The 22,174-nt window shown below is 46.4% G+C and carries 20 protein-coding genes; 13 read left to right on the forward strand and 7 right to left on the reverse strand.

Features of this window, described 5'->3' with window-relative positions; translation table 11 throughout:
* Nucleotides 1-98: 98 nt before the first annotated feature.
* A complete protein-coding gene (locus M1D71_RS04585; protein WP_458125447.1) occupies nt 99-380 on the forward strand; it encodes a hypothetical protein in 282 nt (93 codons plus the stop codon).
* A 491-nt stretch (nt 381-871) separates the two neighbouring features.
* Here the strand turns inward: M1D71_RS04585 and M1D71_RS04590 are convergent, their stop codons facing one another.
* Together M1D71_RS04590 and M1D71_RS04595 are read right to left on the reverse strand one after the other, a co-directional pair.
* Nucleotides 872-1,198, reverse strand: coding sequence for a DUF1433 domain-containing protein (locus tag M1D71_RS04590; protein WP_458125448.1), 327 nt, complete (start codon nt 1,196-1,198; stop codon nt 872-874).
* Between the two features lie 22 nt (nt 1,199-1,220).
* The gene (locus M1D71_RS04595) at nt 1,221-1,472 is read right to left on the reverse strand and encodes a hypothetical protein (RefSeq protein WP_458125449.1); all 252 of its coding nucleotides are present in this window, start codon (nt 1,470-1,472) and stop codon (nt 1,221-1,223) included.
* A gap of 156 nt (nt 1,473-1,628) precedes the next feature.
* Between M1D71_RS04595 and M1D71_RS04600 the strand changes: the two genes are divergently transcribed.
* The gene (locus M1D71_RS04600) at nt 1,629-2,984 is read left to right on the forward strand and encodes a lipase family protein (RefSeq protein ID WP_458125450.1); all 1,356 of its coding nucleotides are present in this window, start codon (nt 1,629-1,631) and stop codon (nt 2,982-2,984) included.
* A gap of 39 nt (nt 2,985-3,023) precedes the next feature.
* The gene (locus M1D71_RS04605; protein WP_458125451.1) at nt 3,024-3,320 is read left to right on the forward strand and encodes a WXG100 family type VII secretion target; all 297 of its coding nucleotides are present in this window, start codon (nt 3,024-3,026) and stop codon (nt 3,318-3,320) included.
* A 92-nt stretch (nt 3,321-3,412) separates the two neighbouring features.
* Here the strand turns inward: M1D71_RS04605 and M1D71_RS04610 are convergent, their stop codons facing one another.
* Nucleotides 3,413-3,946: a hypothetical protein gene (locus M1D71_RS04610; protein WP_458125452.1), complete on the reverse strand. Its 534-nt coding sequence runs from the start codon at nt 3,944-3,946 to the stop codon at nt 3,413-3,415.
* 142 nt (nt 3,947-4,088) lie between these two features.
* Nucleotides 4,089-4,421, reverse strand: coding sequence for a hypothetical protein (locus M1D71_RS04615; protein WP_458125453.1), 333 nt, complete (start codon nt 4,419-4,421; stop codon nt 4,089-4,091).
* Nucleotides 4,422-4,520: 99 nt separating this feature from the next.
* On the opposite strand from M1D71_RS04615, the gene M1D71_RS04620 reads away from it, so the two are divergent.
* Nucleotides 4,521-4,883, forward strand: a complete 363-nt coding sequence (locus M1D71_RS04620; RefSeq protein ID WP_458125454.1) for a hypothetical protein — start codon at nt 4,521-4,523, stop codon at nt 4,881-4,883.
* A 77-nt stretch (nt 4,884-4,960) separates the two neighbouring features.
* On the opposite strand, the gene M1D71_RS04625 is transcribed toward M1D71_RS04620, so the two are convergent.
* The 3 genes from M1D71_RS04625 to M1D71_RS04635 are packed head-to-tail and all read right to left on the reverse strand — an operon-like array spanning nt 4,961 to nt 8,716.
* Nucleotides 4,961-6,124, reverse strand: a complete 1,164-nt coding sequence (locus M1D71_RS04625) for a Ger(x)C family spore germination protein (RefSeq protein WP_458125455.1) — start codon at nt 6,122-6,124, stop codon at nt 4,961-4,963.
* Nucleotides 6,121-7,623 (reverse strand): spore germination protein, encoded by a 1,503-nt coding sequence (locus M1D71_RS04630; protein ID WP_458125456.1) that lies wholly within the window; start codon nt 7,621-7,623, stop codon nt 6,121-6,123. Before M1D71_RS04630 ends, M1D71_RS04625 begins: the two co-directional genes overlap by 4 nt.
* Complete coding sequence (locus tag M1D71_RS04635) at nt 7,595-8,716, reverse strand: GerAB/ArcD/ProY family transporter (RefSeq protein WP_458125457.1); 1,122 nt, start codon at nt 8,714-8,716, stop codon at nt 7,595-7,597. Before M1D71_RS04635 ends, M1D71_RS04630 begins: the two co-directional genes overlap by 29 nt.
* A 277-nt stretch (nt 8,717-8,993) precedes the next feature.
* Between M1D71_RS04635 and M1D71_RS04640 the strand changes: the two genes are divergently transcribed.
* The 9 genes from M1D71_RS04640 (at nt 8,994) to M1D71_RS04680 (ending at nt 22,136) form a co-directional block, all read left to right on the forward strand.
* The gene (locus M1D71_RS04640; protein ID WP_458125458.1) at nt 8,994-11,009 is read left to right on the forward strand and encodes an alpha-amylase family protein; all 2,016 of its coding nucleotides are present in this window, start codon (nt 8,994-8,996) and stop codon (nt 11,007-11,009) included.
* Between the two features lie 4 nt (nt 11,010-11,013).
* On the forward strand, nt 11,014-11,967 hold the full coding sequence (locus tag M1D71_RS04645) for an ABC transporter permease (RefSeq protein WP_458125459.1): 954 nt from the start codon (nt 11,014-11,016) through the stop codon (nt 11,965-11,967).
* A 40-nt stretch (nt 11,968-12,007) separates the two neighbouring features.
* The gene (locus M1D71_RS04650; RefSeq protein WP_076332971.1) at nt 12,008-12,889 is read left to right on the forward strand and encodes a carbohydrate ABC transporter permease; all 882 of its coding nucleotides are present in this window, start codon (nt 12,008-12,010) and stop codon (nt 12,887-12,889) included.
* A gap of 88 nt (nt 12,890-12,977) precedes the next feature.
* Complete coding sequence (locus tag M1D71_RS04655) at nt 12,978-14,519, forward strand: extracellular solute-binding protein (RefSeq protein WP_458125460.1); 1,542 nt, start codon at nt 12,978-12,980, stop codon at nt 14,517-14,519.
* A 10-nt stretch (nt 14,520-14,529) separates the two neighbouring features.
* Nucleotides 14,530-16,620, forward strand: a complete 2,091-nt coding sequence (locus M1D71_RS04660; RefSeq protein WP_458125461.1) for a hypothetical protein — start codon at nt 14,530-14,532, stop codon at nt 16,618-16,620.
* Nucleotides 16,621-16,674: 54 nt separating this feature from the next.
* Entirely contained in the window at nt 16,675-19,008 is a 2,334-nt protein-coding gene (locus tag M1D71_RS04665; RefSeq protein ID WP_458125462.1) for a helix-turn-helix domain-containing protein, read from the forward strand.
* Between the two features lie 113 nt (nt 19,009-19,121).
* Nucleotides 19,122-20,015, forward strand: a complete 894-nt coding sequence (locus tag M1D71_RS04670) for an NAD(P)-dependent oxidoreductase (protein WP_458125463.1) — start codon at nt 19,122-19,124, stop codon at nt 20,013-20,015.
* A 276-nt stretch (nt 20,016-20,291) separates the two neighbouring features.
* Nucleotides 20,292-21,023: a nuclease-related domain-containing protein gene (locus M1D71_RS04675; RefSeq protein ID WP_458125464.1), complete on the forward strand. Its 732-nt coding sequence runs from the start codon at nt 20,292-20,294 to the stop codon at nt 21,021-21,023.
* Nucleotides 21,024-21,245: 222 nt separating this feature from the next.
* Nucleotides 21,246-22,136: a hypothetical protein gene (locus M1D71_RS04680; protein WP_458125465.1), complete on the forward strand. Its 891-nt coding sequence runs from the start codon at nt 21,246-21,248 to the stop codon at nt 22,134-22,136.
* Nucleotides 22,137-22,174 lie beyond the last annotated feature (38 nt).

Here is a 22,174-nt window from a genome sequence, read left to right on the forward strand (position 1 = left end):
TGTTCATTTTCGATAAAACTCCAAACTTTGAAGGTCCTTACTGTGTTATTTAAGTAGCGGATTTATCTCAATAATGTTCTCATGGGAGGAAGGATCAGATGACTACACCTACAGCGGCTGGGCAGGAAGAGACTCAATTATACGAGGAGTTGCGGCGTGCGATCGATGATTTCGAAGAGGACGAGCAGCGGCAAATAGTTCTGGGTAGGATGATCAGACAGCTCAGGTTCGCCAAGTGGCGCAAAGATCGGATGCGCAAGGTCGATGCATACTGCCAAAGGATCAAGCCCGCGACATTATGGATCATTTTAGCCACAGGTGCACTTGCGCCGGTCTTATTATCTAGCATGTTCATCTGGGTGTCGTTGTGGGTGGAATGAAGCTGTAGCGAAGAGGGAAAAGAGTGAAAGAAAGAGCGCTGACTGTGGTGGTGTTCAGTGAATTACTGTGTCTGCTGCTCGTAATCCAATCGATGAATCAGGAGGGCTTCGTATTTCACGTATCTGGTTCGAGTGGGAGCTAGCATTATGAGTGTAGAGGCAGTGACGAGTGTAAAGATGTATATGGAGCGTCGCTGCCTGACAAAGTTATATACCATTACTTTCACATATTTATGCAAATTGCTGAAATTATTCTGGTAACAACGTCCTATAACTTATAATGTGTAAGATTTAATACCTGAAATTTATAAAGACTTTGTGCTCATTTCTTATATGCCGTATACACGATTCACAGAAGATGGACTATAATGATTCTACTTCTTTGGAAAAAAGAGGATGAGATTAGGCTATGGAATCCCTATTATTACATATAAAAGAGCCATGTATCTGTACAAGGCCCTAAAGTTTTAAAAGTTAAAATTTCTTATAAACTACTTAAGAGGTTTGATGTCTTCGGGCACTGAGCCTGTTTTGACTTCATAAGTATCATAATCCACCATTGAGAATATTTCTTGGGTCTTATTTCCTTTTACGTACCCTGTCAGTGACACCGTATGAGACAAGTCAGACGGAATGAACTTGTGGCCTGTAAACTCAACATCAATTCCATAGGTTTCTTTAAAATAAGCTAGGCTTGCGATCTCGGCTTTTTGTACAATTCCTTTTTGCTCGTTCGACATACAACCGCAAAATACAGTGATACTTAAACTAATCATTATTAATAGGGTTAGAGGTGTACGAAATTTAATAATGAGCATAACCACTACTCCTTGTTGGAACTTACTTGATTTTTTGGTCGAGTAACTCTTTCGGTACAACGGCTGTTTGAACTTCAAACGTGTCATAATCAATGAGGATGGTGATTTTGGTTCCTTTATTATTTTTAACATGACCACTCAAACTGATATTGTGACTAAGATCTTTTGGCATAAATTTATGATCAGTGAATTCCACTTCAGTATTATAGTGATCAATGAAGTATTGAAGACCCGCTTGAGTAGCTTCTTCAATAATTTTGTCTTGATTCGGCATAGAATTACATCCTCCCAATATAAGGGCTAAGATTATAAGTGTAATAGATACAAATTGAAAATTTTTAAAAATATTCTTCAACCTCCTATATATGTGAACTTAACACTTTATAATATACTTTAACTTTTTAGATCAGTAAACAGAGAGGGAGTTTTTATGGATAACTATATAACTGATAAAACATATAAGGAAATTTCGGAACTGGCATATCTTAATTTAAATGAAGGGGATTACCCTGATACGCTGGATTCAGCTAATTGGAAAGTGATTGAGCCAGATGGAGCAAAATTGCATAGAAAGTCTGGGTTCGACGCAGTTGTTTTAAAGAATGATCTTACAGATCAGATTGTCATAGGTTATCGCGGGACTGAACCGGAAGGGAAGTTGACAGATAAAATTGCTGACTGGGAGACGGATGCTTTTGATGTCGTAGGAGGAAGAACGAGAAAGCTTGAAGATTCCATAACCGACCCAGAGCGTCATAATATCTTCAAAAATAGTCCATTCAAACTCATGATGGATAATTCAAGTTGGGAAAACAATCAGTTTCATCAAGCTGAAGAATTGTATGAGGCTGTACAGAAGGCTTATCCTGATTCAGATATTTCGCTAACAGGCCATTCTCTTGGCGGTGGTTTAGCTCAATATGTAGCTGCTCGTCATGATGTATCTGGTATGACGTACAGTGCTCCAAGTGTAATGAATCTGCTGGATGATGTAAGTCTGGCTAAGGTGAATGAAGGTCACTTTGACAACAAAATGGTTAATGTGGTTCATCCGAGTGATTCTGTAGGGGCCGGTGGAATAAGTGAATATGACAGGCACGTTGGACTTACGGTGTACAAGGGACAGGATTTTGACACCGCTAATGCGATGTATCAAAACTGGAAGTTTCAATTACAGTTAAAGGTCCCTTTTCAACCTCTCGGTGCAGGCTCGCCGATGTTGGTTCATGACGTTGGCATAGATGTAGATCTGGATAAGCTGTACATTGGAAATATCGTTAGATTATTGGATTCCTTCTCGAAGGACGAAGGCAAGGGGTACCATTCCATGAAGCAATATGAGTTTGATAAGGATGGAAACTTAATTGGCCCTTTAATCGATCGGAGTACGGGAGAGACGCTTGATATTTCTCCAAGATGGACTGCACATCAGAAAGCAATGGCTGTGTTCTCTAATGTTATATCTGGTGCAGTAGCTTCGTTTATATCCGCAGTAGGTAGTTCTGGTGGCGGTAAGATTCAATTAACACCGGAAGAATTAGCGCAGTCTGCTCGGGAAATGAGACTGAGTTTGAGCGGATTTTCCAACGATGCACAAGCTTCTATTCAGATGTTCCAGACCCATATAGCAACGAGCGAAAGTCAGTCTTTTACACCTATTGCTTATAATGCAACAGCTACTTTGCAACAAATTAACCGTTGGTACCAGGAATCCATAAGTGAGATTGCGGATTATATTGAAAGAAAGAGAGAAGATTTCGTAATAGCTGATCAGGAACAACAATAATGGAATTTATATAGATGGATTAACAGGAGGAAAGTGGACATGGGCAGAATATCCGTATCCTTGTCGGATTTACGAAGAGCTGTTCAACAATGCGAACAATTGCAGCAACGGCTCATACAACAGGAACAGAAGATGCGTACGATTCATGGAAGGTTGCAGCAGGATTGGGTAGGGACATCAGCATCGGTGCTAACTTTCAAGATGCAGTCTTTTGTTGAAGGAGCTTCTGTGAGATTAAGTGAACTAGAAGCTCATAAAGAGGAATTGAAGCGATACATTCGCAAGATGGAAGAAGCGGACAGAGAAGATCAAAGAAATCGCAGCAGGATACAGTAATTGTCTATATCTGCTTATAAGTAAATAGTCAGATAGGAAGTAATCCTCCCACCTAACTATTTACTTCTTTGGGTAAGCAGTACTATAACTGATTAGTGTGTATCAGTATTATTCTTGTTCAAAGTTTGAATTCTCTCTTGGATAAACTGGTGGTAATCGCGGAAGCTGCTGATGTGATGCAAAGAATCGGAGTTCTCAGACTGGATCTTAATTTTACCGTCCTGAGGCAAAGTTTTCATCTCAGCAATGACGGATTTGGAACCTTGGATATCACCGGACATCTCCTGGATTCGCTGTAATAATGCGGGATGCCCTTCGTGCTGAAGCATTTCAGCGAGGGGTCTCATTTCCTCCAACTTTTGGCTCGACCGTTCAAGCGTGGTCATCACTTTGTCTCCATCTATACTTGCGCTAAGCGAAACCATCCGGTGAATATGATCTTTCTCCATACGCTCAAGCGCCTCGAGGTGGGAAGATTCCAGTCGTTTGGGATCGTTCCAACTTTCCGACCGAACAGTGTCATTTTGCTGCTGGGATGCATTATTTGCAGTGCCGTTACCACATCCCCATAACAAAGTTGAGCAAGTTAACACGGCTCCAACCGCGATGATACTTTTTAACCTCATGCTGTCACTCCTTCGATAATTTTCCTGAAGGTAGTATGAGCTATAATATCCAAAATCATGCTTCATCTGTTCATTTCTTTCCCATAATTAACAAAGGCAAAGAACGAGCTAACTGTATGTATCATTGCAGTTTAGCCGGATCTTACTTTTTTGGATTGCGGCTATCGATGAACCAACCCGGTCCTGTCACACTGATGACTTCCCGTGTGTCATAGTTATATGAAACGGTAATGTGCTCATCTTCGTGACCTGTTACATGACCATACAGGTACAAGCGGGAATGGACTGAAGGGTCGTCAATATCATGACTCGTGATAACAAAGGCTGCGTCGTAATACTCCATAATGTATTGGATGCTGACGGGTGTAGCTTTTTCAAGAATGTTTTGCTTATCTGATGTGGACAGGCTAGAACATCCTCCTATTGCAAGTGTAAAAACAAGTAAGAATAGAGCCATAAGTTTTGTTTTCATCAAGCTTTAATTCTCCTTTTTGGTGATAAACTCTAAAGACACTTTAATACTAATTTTTCTGCTATTACAATTGCAACGTTATGTAATGAGGTGAGAAGCAGTATGAATCTTTATACTAATAACATATGGCGCTGGACCATCAATCTTCTGTATCCTGTCATTATCTTTGTCTTCCAGAGCTGGGGACCGATATTGGATTCATGGATTATGGCCATCTTGTTTGTCGCGCTGTTCTGCTTTCTGTGGAGCGATGTAAAAGACATGTTCCTCTCGACGGGGCTGACATGGTTTGTTGCCGTCCCGTGTTGGTGGTATTGGATTGAACGTCCGAAACCATCGTTCGGTGCAGAACATTTTGCTGCACATCTATGGTTAATTGTAGTGATGTATATTATCTTCGTGCTTATTCCTCAGATGTTAATTCTGACTACTCGGTTGCGGGTGGTGCAATATTATAAAAAGTGAAAGTGAATTAGAGAAACAGCATGAACCCAAAACCCCTTATCCGTCGTTTCATACGGGCAAGGGGTTTCACGTTCTTGTTACACTTTCCTTTTATATTTCCCTGTATACGGGATGGTGAGATGGATTTTCAGATCCTGGATCGAGTCTTCGGTAAGCATCATCTTGCTCCCATTGTTAGATAACTTCCGCCAGAGCTTCGGATTTTTACGATACAGTTTCTCCTGAAGGCCATAGATATCTATACCACGCTCAAGGCCATGACGATAGGTCTGCATGATCTGCTCGCGCAACTTCACTTCACTAATCTGGATCATCTCTTCATAAGAGGTGGGCACCAGATATTCATACAGGGCAGTTAGATATTGGGCGTCAATATTGAACTTGACCTTATCCCCCTGAATGACAGGTTTTATTTTGATCTTCGGCAATCCTACACTGAGTGCCCCATAGATCGTTCCGTCCTTCTGCACAAGCAAGGGGGCACGCCGCATGTCCTTAATTAGCCAGTGATAACCGGGTAGCTGACTACGTGGCAGGAACTCAAAGTCAACACTTGTCCTTTCAAAAAAAGCCCCTTCGATCAGAAACAAATCATGTTTCTTCTGGTTCTCTGACCACTGGGTATTGTTCAATGCAATACTCGGCAGATACGTCGTTGTAGCCGGATCATTATGCGTTGCAATGAGCTTGAAGCTAAGGACGGGCGGATACAACGATTCTTCCATATAAGTCGGGAGCGGATTGTGAAGAATGCTATCCAGGGGAGACATATTATAGATGGACGTCGCGCTCAGAATTTTCTCCAGTGGTTCGCGGGTTCCATATACCCAAGTTGTATAACGGGATTCTGGGAACCGTCCCAACATATCGAACACTTCCTTGATATGTTTGCTGGTTAATACGCCTTCAGCCAGTACTATAGCTGTAACGTGCCCCCAGGCGATGTGTAATTGGGCAGTACGAAATAGCTCGTTCACCGCAAGACTCATCGTTTTTCCTTCAGCATGACCGACCCAGACGGGCGGCGTATCGGCACTTTTGGTCGAGCTTTCACTTTTGGCCACACTGGCAAAATCAAGTGTTTGCACATAAATGTGATACATACCGTCCTTGTAATCAATGCCTATCGCTTTCGCGTAGTCTACCTGTTGGATCTCAAATGCACTCCAGCAACCACTTGTCATGACACACATTGCCAGGCTTAACAAACCCAGTAATGCTCGCCGCAATAAGCGTTTCATCGTCCGCTGCCTTTCTTGCGGGGCTCCTGGGTTTCAAGATATATGGGTCTGCGTTTACCGAACCCCTTCGGCAGTTTGAATAATGAAGCCACGGCCTGTTTAAAATGGAGCGGTGTTAACGGAGCCAGATATGGAATGCCAAATGATTTGAGATCGGTCAGGTAGATGAGAAACAGGATCAGGGACAGAATGAAACCATAGACGCCGAGCGATACTCCCAGTACAAAACAGAGAAAGCGCAGGATCAGGATGGAACTTGTCATCACCTGATTCACGATGGTTGCTCCGGCAACAATGGTCAGAGCAATAACAACGATCATAAGTGGAGAGACTATACCGGCCCGGATGGCTGACTCCCCGATAATCAGACCTCCAACCACAGTCAATGTCTGACCGATTGCGCTCGGCAGGCGAACACCCGCTTCCCGGAACAGCTCCATCAGGAGCATGATGAGGAACATCTCAACGCCTGATTCCATCGGCAGTCCCATCCGTCCGACTGATATCGTTGCCACCAGGGGGAATGGAAGCTGATCCATATGATACGATGTTAGCGCAATATAGAATCCGGGCAGGAACACCGTTATCATAAAACCGAGAAAACGCAGCATTCGGCCCAAATTCACCGGAAGAAATGGAAAGCTGGCATCTTCCGGGGATTTGAGCAGCAGAAACAGATTCACCGGGCCAATAATGGCACTGGGATTGCCGTCCACGATGAGGATGAAGCGTCCGTTCAGGAGACATTCTGCAGCAAAATCCGGCCTTCCCGTGTAATGAGTGAGGGGAAACAAAGTAATCATAGAAGGGGATAGTAATTCTTCCAATTCATTGGCGGTCATGATACGTTCGGTCTCAATCTTGCGTAACCGATCCTGAACATCTTCGATCAGCTCCGGGTTCGCGATATTCTTGAGATACATCAGGGCCACCTTGGTTGCCGAACGTGAACCGATCAGTTCGATATTACAGGCCAGCTGGTTCGTACGCAGACGTGTGCGTATCAAGGCAACATTGACGGCAAGGGGTTCAATGAACCCGTCTCGCGCCCCGCGAATCGAAACCTCGGTGGTCGATTCCTCCGGCGTCCGAGTCGGGATGTTAGAGATATCAATACTCCACATGGCTTGAAGGGAAGGAACACAGATTAGCATATGACCTTCAAAAACACGGAGAGACATTAGTTCGGTTCCATATGCCGGGTCTTGCAGATCCATTCGACTCCATTGCAAACTGATGCACTTTTCGATATCGGATGTACGGACAAAATGGGTGTGCTCGTACGTTCGTTTGAGTTCCGGGAGAATAATATGATAGATCGCTTCACTGTCCACCATACCGCTGCAATAGGCTACAATGATCTGCATTGGAGATTCTCCGAGCATGTGACTATTGATGATCACATCATCAGATCCGGCAAAAAAGGTAGTCAGGTTATGCTCGTTCATCCGGAAAGGTTCAACGGCAGGATTATTCTTGGGCTGGGTTGAGATCGGCATGATCGGGAGCCTCCTTGTCCTTTTTATGGATTAATGCAGCAATGGTCAATATTACGGTAACGACTGAGACATAGGCGAGCATGACCGGGAACTGAATATGGTCCACATAATAATCCACGTAATCAATGCGCCACCATTGCATCGCCATGAAGCTCATGATGACGGTGATGATAAGAATGGCGATATATCGTTTCTTCGGCCTGCGGAAATTCAGCAGATCCACGATGAGATACATGGATATAGCCACTCTTGCGAAGGAACCACTAAGCCACTGATAGATGGACAAAAAATCAACGTGCTGCAGCAGCTTGCCGATATTCACAAGTTTCCATTGCTCATAGGGACTGTTTCGTTGTTTTGCTGCTTCTTCAGGACCGAATTCCACAATGGCTCCAATGGTTGGTCCGATGGCCATACTAAGCATAAATACGCCGAGGATCAGGACATACCACCACCGAATTTTGCCTTTGACTTCATGTTGGAACAGCATTAGAATCCAGATTTCCATAAGTCCGGCAAGAGAATAGATCATGCCCCGCCAGAGGGGCCCCATGCCGTTCTCCATGATCGGGAACAGTAGGCTGTAGTCTTTATATTTCATATTGGCGGACATTACAAAATAACCGAGCAGAACCACAAAAGGCAGTAGCAGACTGGAAGTCATCGCAATGGAGCGTATGCCTTTAGCCGCTGCCCATGCGGCAACCAGTGCTCCTCCACCGGCCAGAACATAGGGAGGCGTGAATTGAAGATATGTGGACACGGTCCAGTTAGTTGTCTCATATAACGTATGCGTGCCAAGCGTGAACAGCAGAAGGGAAGCGGAGATCCGGAAGATCCAGGAAGGGACCGCCCCGAATTCTCGGGTTATCCAATCGGTTAATCGCTGTCCACGTACACGCCGAATAATGATGTACATCATACATAGAAACAACATGAAGAAGGGGCCTGCCGCCACGACAGATAACCATCCATCCCTGCCTGCAGCTTCAAGAACCGCTGGAACGGACAAGACATGAGAGACGAGACCGGCACTTAATAAAAGGATGGAAAAGGACAACCAGATGGTAATTTGACCTTTTTTCCGGCTCATGGGAATCCTCCTTTCCAATGAAGGAAGTTTCCGTTAGGTTGTACAGCATATAGGAAGTTGATTCCTATTTCATATTTTTTGAACCAAAAAACTCATCAAAGTAATGAACGGACAATTATTGTCTGCCATATCTGGCATGTATGCCTTCATGCTGTTCATTGGCTCCATAGAACAGACATATATTTCCTAGCCGATTTCTGCAAAAAATGTCCCTACTGTGCCTGTCATCCGAGGTATACGGTTAAAGTACATCGCAGACAAGAGGAGGACGATGCGAATGAACTGGTGGTCTTCGAACCGGCTTCGCCTGATTCAGAACAATCTTCGTGAGATCGATGCGGGGATGAACGTGGACCTGTTGATGAAAGAACTTCAGGAGTTTCAAGCCAATGTGTTGATGATGAATGCGGGAGGCATCTTTGCCTTCTATCCTTCCACATTGGAGCACCAATACGTCACACCTTATCTTCATGCGGATGTGCTACAGGAAGCCATCGCCAAGGCACATGAGCTGGATATGAAGTTTGTTGCCCGTTTTGATTTCAGCAAAGCCCATGAATCGCTTTTTGAAGGACATCCGGAATGGTTCTATCGTGACCGTGAAGGACAAGAAGTGAATTATTTTGGGATTGTGCATACATGTCTGAACGGTGCATATCAGCAGGAAAAATCGCTCGAAACCATCACGGAAGTATTGGAGAAGTATCCGGTGGATGGCATTTTCTTCAATATGTTTGGTTATCAGCACTGGGATTACAGCGGTAACTATTATGGTCCTTGTTACTGTGACAATTGTCAGCGTCGATTCAAAGAGATCTGCGGGAGTGAGCTACTGGACTATACAGGCTCTGATCATGAGCTACATGCAGCGTATCTTCAATTTCAGGAGTTCACTTCCAGAGAGATTCTGAGCAAAATTAATGACTTGGTCAAATCCCGCTGGCCTGATGTGGCAATCAGTACCTACCATCCTCACCAGGTTGATATCATTCGTAAGGAATCCAACACATCACTTACCCGTGCCTTACCTTTATGGCAGTACTCCGCTTCTGAAAATGTAGCTTCTGTCGTACAGAGTTGGGATAACAAGTTGATCAGCAATTGCAGCATCAATGCCATCGACCTGACCTATCGGTTCACAGGTGTTTCACCGTATGAGACCGAAGTGCGGTTACTGCAGAATATCGCGAACGGATCAGGGCTGGACTTCTGTATCATTGGGGCATTTGAGGGATATCCGGATCGAAGGAACTTTGCCGTGGCACAGCGTATCTTCCGTTATCATGCAGACCATGAACATATCTATGGACATCTCGCTTCCATGGCAGAAGTCATTTTGATCAAACCGTCAGCGGCTGGGGCGGGAATCGAATATCTTGGACTTTTCAAAATGTTAAAAGAAGCCCACATACTGTTTGATGTCATCGTGGAAGAACAGATTGCAGCCATGGCGCATAAACTCGCCGCAGTGAAAGTAGTCATCTTGCCCGGGGTGCAACGTCCTGAACCACAAACATTAGAATCATTGAAAGAGGTGCATAGTCAGGGAGTAACGATACTTGCTACAGGCAATGCCTTCAAGAATGATGCGGAATGTTTGCAGGAATGGTTTGGGGCTGTCCATTCAGGGGATGTAGATATGCTGCCTGCCGCCTACTTGCATGTTGGTGACAACGATCTCTTTCCCAGTCTAAAGGATCGGGAATGGATTACGGTCAGCGGCGGTTTTTCGCGAATACAGTTCAATCCGTCGGATACGGAGCGATATATGCCTTATATCGAACCAGCCTCTTTCGGTCCACCGGAGCGGGCCTATGGTCATCAGATGGGAGAGAGTTACGGATTGGGGATCACCCAATATGTAGATCGTGGGGCAGGCATCTATTACGGTTGGAATCCAGGTGCGTTGTATTACAAACACGGTTTCGAAGATCACAAACATGCAGTGACGGATATACTCGAACGTTTCATTGGAGAACGCTCATTGAGAACAGACCTTCCAGCCAGTGTGGAGCTGTTCCTGAACCGAATGGAAGATGGCAACCTGTTGGTTCAGCTATTGAACTTGTCCGGTTTCAATGGCACGACATATATGGAAGCGTTACCGTTATACGACCTTGCAATTGAACTTAACAACATTGACACATCCATACAGGCGTACTCCCTGTGTTCGTCCAAGGCTGTTCCCATCAGGCAAGAGGGAAATGTAACAAGGATTAGCCTCCCTATGTTGGCACGGTATGAGGCCATTGTAATTGACATGGATCATGCCTCGAAGAGAGAGGTGACGTAGATCGATGAACACCCAGCTAAAGACGATAAACCGCTCAAGTGGCAAGTTGGAATCCGGCAGTCTGCTATCGCGCATGTACAAACACCGGATGATTTATGTACTTATACTACCGGGGCTGTTGTACTTCTTATTATTCAAAGTCGTTCCCCTCTGGGGACTACTTCTCGCCTTTCAGGATTACAATCCATTCCTTGGATTTACGAGCAGTGAATGGGTGGGATTTAAGCATTTCAATGAACTGTTTGGCAGTTCCAACTTCTATATCATGCTGCGCAATACACTCGCCATCAATCTGATCGCGCTGGTGTTCCATTTCCCACTGCCGATCCTGATGGCGCTAATGCTGAATGAAATCCGGCATGAGACGTTCAAACGCATCAATCAATCCATTGTATATTTACCGCATTTTCTATCATGGGTCGTTGTAGCCAGCATGACGTTTTTTCTGCTCTCCACTGACGTTGGTATTGTGAACAAACTGATTGCACAGAGTGGAAAGGATACGATCTCATTTTTATCCGAACCGAATTATTTCTGGGGTCTGCTTACCGCACAGAGCATGTGGAAGGAAGCGGGCTGGGGTACGATCATTTTCCTTGCAGCGATGGCGGGGGTTGACCCTCAGCGATACGAAGCTGCGGTTGTGGACGGCGCCGGACGTTTCCGGCAGATCTGGCATATTACCTTGCCGGCCATCCGGCCAACAATTATCATCTTGCTCATTCTGCGCCTTGGAAGCATGGCAGATACCGGGTTTGAACAGATCCTGCTGATGATGAACCCCTTGGTGCGTTCGGTAGGGGAGGTATTCGATACGTATTCCTACACGTATGGCATTTTGCAAGGCAAGATCAGCATCGGAGTAACCGTAGGGCTGTTCAAAGGGCTGGTCGGATTGTTCCTGATTGTGGCTGCCAACAAAATTGTGAAAAGACTTGGACATGAGGGAATCTATTAACCCGTAGGGTCGTTGTTCTTTTTGGACAGGAGGATAAGAAATGAGCTTTGTTGTGCAGAAAAAAGGTCTGACACTCTTTGACTGGATCAATTACAGCCTGGTTGCCTTGATCTCGCTAGCCTGCATTTTCCCGTTTCTGTACGTGTTCAGCGTATCGTTTACCGATCCGAAAGTGTATGTGCCGCTGAAGTTTTATCTTTTTCCGGAAAAATGGTCGCTGGAGTCTTATCGTTACATTTTATCAACGAATAGCTTCCTGAACGCTTTCAAAAGCACGTTGTTTATTACGGTGGTTGGCACCATACTGAATATTATCGTATCCTTCACAATGGCCTATGGTTTAACGAAGAAGTCGTTGCCCGGTCATAAGTGGATCATGGGGCTGGTCATTTTCACCTTGGTGTTCAGTGCCGGCATTATTCCCAACTACCTGCTTGTTAAGGAATTGGGGCTGTTGAACTCATATTGGTCCATGATTCTGCCTGGACTGACGAATGCATGGAGCCTGATTGTGATTAAAAGCTTTCTGGAATCGCTGCCCTCCGAGTTGGAGGATGCTGCACAGATTGACGGATGCAGTGACCTGACGGCCTTCATCCGCATCATAATCCCGTTATCGATGCCAGCCATCGCAACGTTTACGCTGTTCTTCGCGGTGGGACACTGGAACGCCTATTTCAATGCACTCATCTATCTATCCGATTCCAGTAAGTGGACACTTCAGCTGCTCATCAAAACTCTTGTAATCGATTCGAATTCGGTCGCCGTGGCTCAGGCGGGAGCCAGTGACGAAAGTGTTGTGCCGCAGGAGACGATTCGAATGGCCTCCATCGTACTGGCGATGGTACCGATCCTGATTGTGTATCCATTTTTGCAAAAGCATTTTGCCAAAGGAGTCATGATTGGTTCGGTCAAAGGGTGACGCTTGCTGCTTAAGTTTATAAGTAGAAATGTTTATTAGGTTGATTTGCAAACGCTTACTAATGGGATCTTAAGGGAGGATAACAACAATGAACAAGCTCAATAAACGATGGACGACATGGCTCTGCATTCTATTGGCGGTTTCCATGCTTGCCGGGTGCAGCGGGAGCAGTGGATCGGGAGAAGCCAATAATCCAGGTACAGGGGAATCTGGGGGAGATCAGACGCTGAATATCAAGATGTTTGCAGGCTTATACAATGAGATTCCCGATATGGACAATGAATATTGGACCGAATGGGAGAAACGTACCAACGCCAAGTTGGACATCGAATGGGTACCGTCGGGAGATCTGGATACGAAGCTGGATCTGCTGCTTGCGTCGGGTGATCTGCCCGAAGTGGTGGCCTACCAGAATCAGATTCGTCCAACTCTGATTACGGCCATTCAGAATGGTGCGTTCTGGGATTTGACGCCGTTCCTTGGAGATCTCAGCGAATATCCGAATCTCAAAGAGAATTTGGCTCCCGATGCCCTGAAGTATCTGACGGTGGATGGAGGAATCTATGCGGTTCCGCGTTCCCGCTCTCGTATTGACGGCGGACTGAAGATTCGGGAGGACTGGCTGAAGAAGCTAAACCTGCCGATTCCCAAGACATTCGAAGAGTATAGGGAAGTCTTGAAAAAGATCGTGGATAGTGATATGGACGGCAACGGGAATAAGGATACCGTCGGCTTATTGTTCATCAACAATCCACCAGCAATGTTCCAGGCGGGATTCGGAGCTTATAATCCTACCTATGATAATGATGGCGGATTGATGAGCCCAGGCTTAACACCTCAGTATATCGAGATGATTGAGTGGTTCCGTGAACTGTATGCGGATGGATTGTTATCAAAAGAGTATGCCGTCATGAAAGAAAGCCAGGCTGAGGAACTCTTCAAGACCAATCGGGCCGCTTCCTATGGACGTCCAATCTGGTGGGATCACGAATGGGAGCAGGCCATGAAGAAATCGGGCCAACCGGATGCGAAGATTCTGAATCTGTCCCTGACTGGTCCTCATGGAGATGCGGCAGTCGGACTGGAAACCGGGGTAGCTGGTGGATTCTACATTTCGAAAAAGGTGCCGGAAGAAAAGGTGAAGCAGCTTCTGAAGTATTTTGACATGACCGCTTCTCAGGAGATGACGGATTTCTCTTACTATGGAATTGAAGGTGTTCATTATACGGAACAGGACGGTCAGAAGGTTCTGACGGAGCAGGGCGTTAAGGAAGTAAACACGACCAGCAAAGGGGCAGGTGTGCTCGCTTACGCTAAATGGGGCAAGGTGATCAGTGCTTCTGGTGACAAGGCTTATAATGATGCCAAAATCAAGGAAGTCGAAAACTTTGATGAGATAGGCAAGATTGATTTCTATCGAGTCATCACTTCAGAAGCATGGAGAGAAACGTGGCCTAAATACGCAGACGAATACAGTTCCGTGCTAACCCGGACGATTGTCGGTCAAACCAGTGTGGAACAGCTCAGAGCCTATGTAGACAAATTGAATAATCAGCCTGACATCAAGCAGGCGTACCAGGAGATGGCCAAAGCGTACGATCAATTCAATCAACCTACAATAACGGAATAGAGGAGAAGCGATGAAGAGCCCAATAACCGAGCAGGAACATCGTCCATGGTGGCAGCAGCCGCTACGCATCATCCAGCCCAATATGCAGGTCAAGGATACGGCAAAGATTAATCCCGAAAAGCTTGCGGATCAGATCATGGAGATGGGCGCCAATGCGTTGGTGTTCAATACCGGTGGGATCTATGCCTGGTATTCATCCCAAGTGAAATATCATGTGCATAATGACTATTTGCCTCATGACAGTGATCTGCTGCGGGAGTTGATCGACAGTTGTCATCAGCGGGGAATTCGATTTATCGCCCGCTTTGATTTCAGCAAAGCAGAGGACTCCGTCTATCTGCAGCGGCCCCAATGGTTTGCACGTAGGGAAGGAGGGCAACCGGATATTATTGGGGCTACACGCCCGGGCGCTTGGCCGCTTCTCATGTCAACCTGCATTAACGGGGGTTATCGGAACGAGGAATTGGCTGTTCCAGTCATTCGGGAGGCGCTGGAACGTTATGAGATCGACGGTGTTTTCTTTAACGCCCCCGGTTATGTTTTTTGCCGATGTTCTACATGTCAGGAGAAATACAGAGGTCTATATGGTGCGGATCTGCCTGGGACGTCTGCCGAACTTGAGCCTGATTTTGCTTCACGTTGCTTCGATGATAATCTGGGACGGATGTATCAGGAGATCAAGGAGATCCGACCTGAAGTACCAATGATTCTGTATTATAATCTGCACCGGGATCATCTGGAGAACAGGGTTTCCATTACGGATATGCTCTGCACGGAGCCACAGGATATCCTGTCACTGGGACATACGCGCATACCGGAATTCTGGCAGCCCGCGCTCAGTATCAAAGTAGGGCGCTCCGTTCCTGGACGTCCGGATCCCTTCGGCATCATTCATTCCTGTCCGGGGATGGACTGGCGCCACACGGGGCTTCCACCAGCTGAGTATCGGTTCTGGCTCTCACAGATCCCGGCCAATGGAGGCCAACTCTGGCACTCCCTGACCGGAATTCCGGATACGATTACGGATAAGCGGATCTTGCGTACGGTGAGGGAAGTCAACACGGATGCCTCAAAACTTGCTACTTATATGGACGGTGCACAGCCGGTATGTCAGGTAGCTTTACTATGGAATGCAGACCGTTCTGCGGAAGGTCTGGCTGAAGCGCTGATTCATAAGCAAATCCCGTTTGATATAATTCTGCCGGAACAGTTGGCAAATGTGGACCTGCATCGGTTCCAGGTCATTCTTTTGCCTGAAGGATGCACGTATCCGCCTGATTTTGTAAGTTCGCTGCATGAATACGTGAGTCAGGGAGGGGCTGTGCTTGCAGAAGGACAGTTGCCCATGGAAGAAATGCAGACCAGGTCCCTTTTGGCTGATCTGTTCGGTATTACCGGGGAAATGCAGGAGAGCGAGTATTTAGTCGCTTCTTACTTGCGCTTCGAATCTTCGGCATCTGTAGGCAAAGACACACCTAAAGGCACGAACCCATTGCAGCGTGAACTGGAAGAGACCGAACTTATCCCCCATCGCGGCAAGGTAATGTACTGCCAACCGATCGATACAGACGTACAGGTATTGGCAACATTGGTGCCTCCATTTTCTCCTTTGGAAAGTGTCGGCGCACCTCCTGAACGTGCTTCACTGGCTGTGAAGCAGACGGATCTGCCGCTAGCGCTGCTTCGTACACTTGGAGGAGGGAAAGCGTGTTATTTACCCTTTTCGCTTAGCAAACTAATCCAGGAATTTAAGCTGGAGGAACATTTCAGACTCTTCGCTAACGCCGTAGACCTTCTGCTGGATGGAAAGGCACTGGTATCTGTGACAGCCATTCCGGGACTACAATTGACGGTTTTTCGCAAAGATGACGAGCTGCTTCTTCATCTGGTCAACGGAGCAGGGCGCAGACCATTGTCTTCCGTCCTACCGCTTCACGATATTGAGATTACGGTGGGCTCTGGTGAGGGGAGTCCGGCAGGAGAAGCGGAAGCCTTAATTACCGGAAATCTTCTGAAGACGGAATGGATTGAAGGCGAATTGAAAATAAACGTTCCCAGACTTGATGTTTGGGAGTGTATCCGCATACCGCTCTTGATATAATGAACCCTAATAGTTGATGGGAATGAGCATAAGGCAGCACACGGGGGTGATTCCATGAGACGTATCATGCATACCGTCCAATCCATATTGGATCGCTGGTTCGCAACGAATGGGTATTTGAAAAGGCTGATCTGGCTGGGCTGCATGTCGGTGGTCATTCCGGTGGTGCTTGCCGGAAGTGCGTATTATCATTTCTCCATGATCAAGTTGACCGGGCAGTTTCAGGATAACAACATGGCCTCTCTTAATTTGCTCAAAGACCGGGTGGAGAACATTCTGACCAATATTGAGCATGAATCGATGCAGCTCGCCAGTGGTCCCTTGATGCGTAATGCACTGGGGAATGCCAATTATGAGAGCGATTACTTTCTGCATCTGGATCTGCTGGAGTTGTTTCAACTTCACAAAAACACCAATAATCTGATTGAAGAAATGATCTATTTTGATACCAGGACGGATATGGTTTTATCCCACTATTATGGATTGGTCCCGTTGGTAGATTACCGAGAGAAGCAGGATATGAAGATCGCGCTTGAAGGAAGCCAAGGGGCAGGGTGGATGTATCTGCCTGGGTCCGGAGAGGCGGGTTATATCTCCTATGTCAGACAACTGCCGATCATGGGTCAGGGGCCACCGAGTGGTGTGATCATTCTGCAGATGAAAGAACAGGCATTGCGAAGTCTGCTACGAAGTTATTCCGTTAGTCTGGAAGATCAGTCCCTGGCGATCTTGAATTCAGATCAACGAATTATTTTGCATACAGACGGACCCCAGGCAATTGGTAAAGTTGCGTCTGATGATGCCATATTACAACAGATTGCGTATCAGGAGGGCAGGGAAAGGTCGGGGCATGACGTACTGAAGGGGGCTCAGGGCAAGGAACTTGTGGCCTATGTGGAAGCGTCAATGGGAAGGACCTATGTGTCACAGTTACCCGAGCGGGAGATGATTGCCCAGTTGAACTGGATTCGCGTATTAATCCTGATCTGTGTGTCCATCTTTGTGTTCGTTGGATTACTGCTTACCTGGTTCAGTTCACGGCTCGCCTATAATCCAATTCAACAGTTGTTGCGTTACGGAGAACATTTGCGTAGAAATGGGCAGGAGTCAGCTCCCCAAGGGAACGAAATTGAATATATCAGGTCCTCACTTAGTTATCTCAACGACCAGACGGAGAAGCTTAACCGTTATATTGAAGGCATACAACCTGATTTGCGTGATCGTTTCTTTCAGAAGCTCTTGCAATTCAGTGGTTCATGGAGAGGCACTCCGTTTGCTGTGGAATGCGCCAGACACGATGTTTCAACTGAAGGACAGTACATTGTGCTGGTGGTGAAAGTAGAGAATCTGGTGAAGAAGAAACGTTTTTTACCAAGTGAAGGTCCCGTCATTGTTTTCGCTTTGAAAAATGTAATGGATGAACTGCTCGGTCAGAATGATGATCTTAGAGGATACGTGGTGGATAAAAATGATAGTGACTCCGTAGCGATATTACACTTTGATGCAACGATGTCTTCTGGTGATATACGACTGAGGGTATGTCGTTATGCAGAGGATATTCATGACGCACTGAATCAGTACCTCTCCTTCTCTGCTACGGTTGGGGTGGGCCGTTCAGTTCAACTTGAAACTGTAGCAGAGTCGTTCAGGGAAGCACAGCTTGCGCTGCAATACCGATTATTTGACGATGCGGAGAATGTCCTGTTTTACGAAGATATTGTAGCGATTGAGCGAAATCCGGTGTTTATGTATCCACGAGAGATGGAGACGGAGATGATGGAGTCATTATGGAATGGCACCCTTTCTGAAGCTGAAGATGTACTTCACAGGTTTTCCAAAAGGGTCCGTGGTTCCGAATCGTATACGATCATGATCCAGGGCTACCACATGCTCTTGTCGGCCATTATTCAATATATGGAAACCAAAGGACCAGGCATGCTTGAACGGCTTGGTGGGAATCTGTTCGATCAGTTGCAGGAAAATCAGACGTCACGAGAGATGCACGATTGGTTTATTGGTGTGTTGTTTCCGCTATGCATAGAGATCAGTCAAGATCTCCGTACACATTCATCCCGTCATATTGTGCAGCGTGTATGCGAGCACCTTAACCTTCAGCCTGAAGGAGTCCAATCCCTCTCGGATTGTGCGGAACTGGTGAACGTCAGCCCATCCTATCTGAGTAGGCTCTTCAAGAAGGAGATGGGAGTATCCTTTATCGAATATCTGATGAATATGAAAGTGCAAAAAGCAAAACAACTGCTAAAGGACACTGATTGTACCATTACGGAAATTGCGGAAAAGGTAGGCTATTCTGAACGTAATTTGAACCGTGCGTTTCAACGTTTCGTTCAAATGTCCCCGAACCAATACCGCATGTCAGTTCGCTAGATTTGGAGACAAAAGATAGACGGCGGGGTACGAAAGCTTTAACATACAGATATAGCTATCTATCTCAGAACAAGCACCTTACGAAACATAGAGAAATAGGGAGGAAACCTGCGATGACAAATACAACGAAGGCACCTGGAGAGACGAAAGTTGGCTTTATTGGTACAGGCGTGATGGGTAAAAGCATGGCTGGGCACATCCAGCAAGCGGGATATCCGCTGCATGTCTACACGCGAACCGCTGCCAAAGCGGAAGCGTTGGTGAAGGAAGGTGCCGTATGGCATGACACACCAGGCAAACTGGCTGCCGCGTGTGATGTCATCATCACGATGGTGGGGTATCCGAAAGATGTAGAGGAGATTTATCTCGGTGAGGATGGTCTCGTAGCCAATGCCAAACCGGGTTCATATCTGATTGATATGACGACATCCAGTCCGCTACTGGCTGCACGAATCTTTGAAGCTGCGGAAGCCAAAGGATTGCATGCACTGGACGCGCCTGTATCGGGCGGCGATATCGGAGCCCAGAACGCCAAGCTGTCCATTATGGTTGGGGGTAGTTCGGAGGCTTTTGATGCCGTGCGTCCGCTGTTTGAGCAGATGGGCACCAACATTGTGCTGCAAGGCAAGGCAGGAGCCGGGCAGCATACCAAAATGTGCAACCAGATTGCCATTGCCTCTGGCATGATGGGCGTATGCGAAGCACTTGCCTATGCCAAGACGTCTGGTTTGGACGCGGAGAACGTGCTGAAGAGCATTGCTACCGGTGCAGCCGGAAGCTGGTCGCTCAGCAATCTCGGTCCGCGCATGATCGCAGGCGATTATGAGCCTGGATTCTATGTGAAACATTTTATCAAAGACATGGGCATTGCACTGGAGTCTGCAAAAGCGATGGGCATGAAAACGCCTGGGCTGGCTCTGGCCGAATCCCTGTATCAGGAAATAGCGAATAATGGTCTGGATGAGAAAGGTACACAGGTACTCTACACCTATTATCTTCAGGCTTAACATCCAAGAGAACAGCAGCGTATTCTTTTTCTATTCAGGAAAGGTTGCGCTGTTTTTTTCAATTTTGAGGTTTGTTTATGCGTCTAAAGTCACGGGATTGGTTAAATGTTCATATGTATTTTGCATAATGAAGAGATTTTGGTCACCTTCCCTTTATTTTTCCCCCTCTTTATCCGACATAAGTAATAGAAGTTTACATAATGAATGTGTCAAAGGATGTTATTCCTCCTGTAATGGTCACCCGTAACCCACACTACAATAGAACGGAGCTTGCCCATGTTCAAGAAAATCCTGTCTCTGTTCAAGACACAGCCAGAGCTTGCGAACCAGATTACAGCTTCCGCTTCAGCGTTACCATCGACGACAACCATTCCCCCGCGTATGGTCCGTAGTAAGCGTAAGAAAAAAGCGGAAGGGGATTGGACACGCCAGCCGGAGGAGCCTAGTACAGCAGATCAGCTGCTTGGTCTCCCAAGTGAATATAAAGTGCTGAACGACTTACTTGTTACCAATCCAAAGTCACGCTCCGGTTATTCGCAGATTGATCATGTCGTGATCGGTCCGCGGGCAATCTTCGTCATCGAAACCCGGAATCTGACGACAGGTGAGATCCGCGGCGGCCGAAGAGAAGCCAATTGGTCGGTCAGCAGCAGCCGGGTCAAAATGTACAATCCGCTCATGCAGCATCGTGCCCATGTTGAAGCCATTCATGCACACCTCGGAGATTACAAAAGAGTACGCCTTGTCTCCATGGTCACCTTCACGAACCGTTGCCGTATCAGTGTTGATCCTGCTGTGAGGTATGTGAATTCGGATGAATTGATCATCTACGACCATGAATTGGTAGAGACCATTCAGCGCAAGACGGAACGACTTGAGACTGAAGTTCCCGAGACTGTCTTTCAAGAGAAGGATATTCAGGCGATCTACACTCTGCTCTCATCGGTCAATTCCACGGATCCTCAGATTCGGTCAGAACACATGGAGAAGGCGAAAGGTATCAAATAATCTTGCTTCACGAACACTGTTGTCCATATGGGCGACAGTGTTTTTGTGTTGCGGTGGTAGTTAGTATAGGGAGAGTAAAAGGCTTTAGACACAGGTATATCGTCGTATACAACCGATTTTCTACTTGTGATAGAATGTAGACCATGTCCAATTGTGAATCAAGCATGTTATCTGAAAGGATATTCTTGTAAGTTATACAACCGATAAGGGGAAGATCATACGATGAAATGGAATGATACGATAAAGACGTTCACCGTCATGTTCAGTTTGGCAGTAATTCTGACAGCTTGTGGTGGTGGAGCTAAAGAGGCGTCATCGCCGGAGTCTGCTTCGGGTACAGAAGGTACTTCGTCGGAGACAAGCAGTCCAAATACGACCGTCACAGAAACAGCAGCATCCGGTTCGAATGGAAGTGAGCAGACAGGTTCAGCTACAGAAGAATCTTCTTCAGCTGACGACGGCAAGATTGGAAAGGATTCCACACTGGAAGAGTTGAAGCAGAAGTATGCGGATAAGCTTGGTTATATCCGTATCCCGCTTACGGATCAGCCGGTGCGCCGGGTCAGTGAGGAAGGTTCCAAAAATATTAACGTGGCCAACTATAGCGATGCCGTTGTGGACATGAATGCGGGGGTACCGATTCATTCCGATTCGCAGCGATTGATTGATGATGCCTTTCCTTTTTTCACAACTGTACAAGCACCTGATGAATCTTATGTAACCTGGGAAGAAGCAACCAATCTGGAACGTGCCATGGTGAAAACGCTATTTATCGCCCGTGAAGGTCTGCTGATTACTGAAGATGCGATGAAAAATAAGGATTACAGCAGTACATCGTTCCAGGATTCCAAAGATTTCTTCAGCATTACAGCGAAATTTGAATCCATGGCGCCTGTTGCACAGCATCCTTATGACATCACATTGACTACTCTATACGACAAGGCCCGCACGTCGTGGGGCAAGCTTGCTGAGATGGACCCGGAGCAGGATGAAGCAGCATATGCCGAGATGTATAAGACGACGAGAACCGATGCCAATAATGCGATGGGATTGCTTAATGTTCTGTTGTCTACGAATGAGAAAGAACGGATCAAAGAGATCTACGGGGAATAAAAATAGCCGGATAGAGTTATCCTGGATGATACTGGTAA

The sequence above is a fragment of the Paenibacillus sp. Z3-2 genome (assembly GCF_054161325.1).

What these genes read in the sequence shown, in the direction of transcription:
- M1D71_RS04650 (WP_076332971.1), top strand. Translation starts at nt 12,008, where the DNA reads ATGAGCTTTGTTGTGCAGAAAAAAGGTCTGACACTCTTTGACTGGATC.
- M1D71_RS04660 (WP_458125461.1), top strand. Translation starts at nt 14,530, where the DNA reads ATGAAGAGCCCAATAACCGAGCAGGAACATCGTCCATGGTGGCAGCAG.
- M1D71_RS04620 (WP_458125454.1), top strand. Translation starts at nt 4,521, where the DNA reads ATGAATCTTTATACTAATAACATATGGCGCTGGACCATCAATCTTCTG.
- M1D71_RS04640 (WP_458125458.1), top strand. Translation starts at nt 8,994, where the DNA reads ATGAACTGGTGGTCTTCGAACCGGCTTCGCCTGATTCAGAACAATCTT.
- M1D71_RS04630 (WP_458125456.1), bottom strand. Translation starts at nt 7,623, where the DNA reads ATGCCGATCTCAACCCAGCCCAAGAATAATCCTGCCGTTGAACCTTTC.
- M1D71_RS04645 (WP_458125459.1), top strand. Translation starts at nt 11,014, where the DNA reads ATGAACACCCAGCTAAAGACGATAAACCGCTCAAGTGGCAAGTTGGAA.
- M1D71_RS04595 (WP_458125449.1), bottom strand. Translation starts at nt 1,472, where the DNA reads ATGCCGAATCAAGACAAAATTATTGAAGAAGCTACTCAAGCGGGTCTT.
- M1D71_RS04605 (WP_458125451.1), top strand. Translation starts at nt 3,024, where the DNA reads ATGGGCAGAATATCCGTATCCTTGTCGGATTTACGAAGAGCTGTTCAA.
- M1D71_RS04665 (WP_458125462.1), top strand. Translation starts at nt 16,675, where the DNA reads ATGAGACGTATCATGCATACCGTCCAATCCATATTGGATCGCTGGTTC.
- M1D71_RS04635 (WP_458125457.1), bottom strand. Translation starts at nt 8,716, where the DNA reads ATGAGCCGGAAAAAAGGTCAAATTACCATCTGGTTGTCCTTTTCCATC.
- M1D71_RS04585 (WP_458125447.1), top strand. Translation starts at nt 99, where the DNA reads ATGACTACACCTACAGCGGCTGGGCAGGAAGAGACTCAATTATACGAG.
- M1D71_RS04675 (WP_458125464.1), top strand. Translation starts at nt 20,292, where the DNA reads ATGTTCAAGAAAATCCTGTCTCTGTTCAAGACACAGCCAGAGCTTGCG.
- M1D71_RS04625 (WP_458125455.1), bottom strand. Translation starts at nt 6,124, where the DNA reads ATGAAACGCTTATTGCGGCGAGCATTACTGGGTTTGTTAAGCCTGGCA.
- M1D71_RS04590 (WP_458125448.1), bottom strand. Translation starts at nt 1,198, where the DNA reads ATGCTCATTATTAAATTTCGTACACCTCTAACCCTATTAATAATGATT.
- M1D71_RS04670 (WP_458125463.1), top strand. Translation starts at nt 19,122, where the DNA reads ATGACAAATACAACGAAGGCACCTGGAGAGACGAAAGTTGGCTTTATT.
- M1D71_RS04600 (WP_458125450.1), top strand. Translation starts at nt 1,629, where the DNA reads ATGGATAACTATATAACTGATAAAACATATAAGGAAATTTCGGAACTG.
- M1D71_RS04680 (WP_458125465.1), top strand. Translation starts at nt 21,246, where the DNA reads ATGAAATGGAATGATACGATAAAGACGTTCACCGTCATGTTCAGTTTG.
- M1D71_RS04655 (WP_458125460.1), top strand. Translation starts at nt 12,978, where the DNA reads ATGAACAAGCTCAATAAACGATGGACGACATGGCTCTGCATTCTATTG.
- M1D71_RS04610 (WP_458125452.1), bottom strand. Translation starts at nt 3,946, where the DNA reads ATGAGGTTAAAAAGTATCATCGCGGTTGGAGCCGTGTTAACTTGCTCA.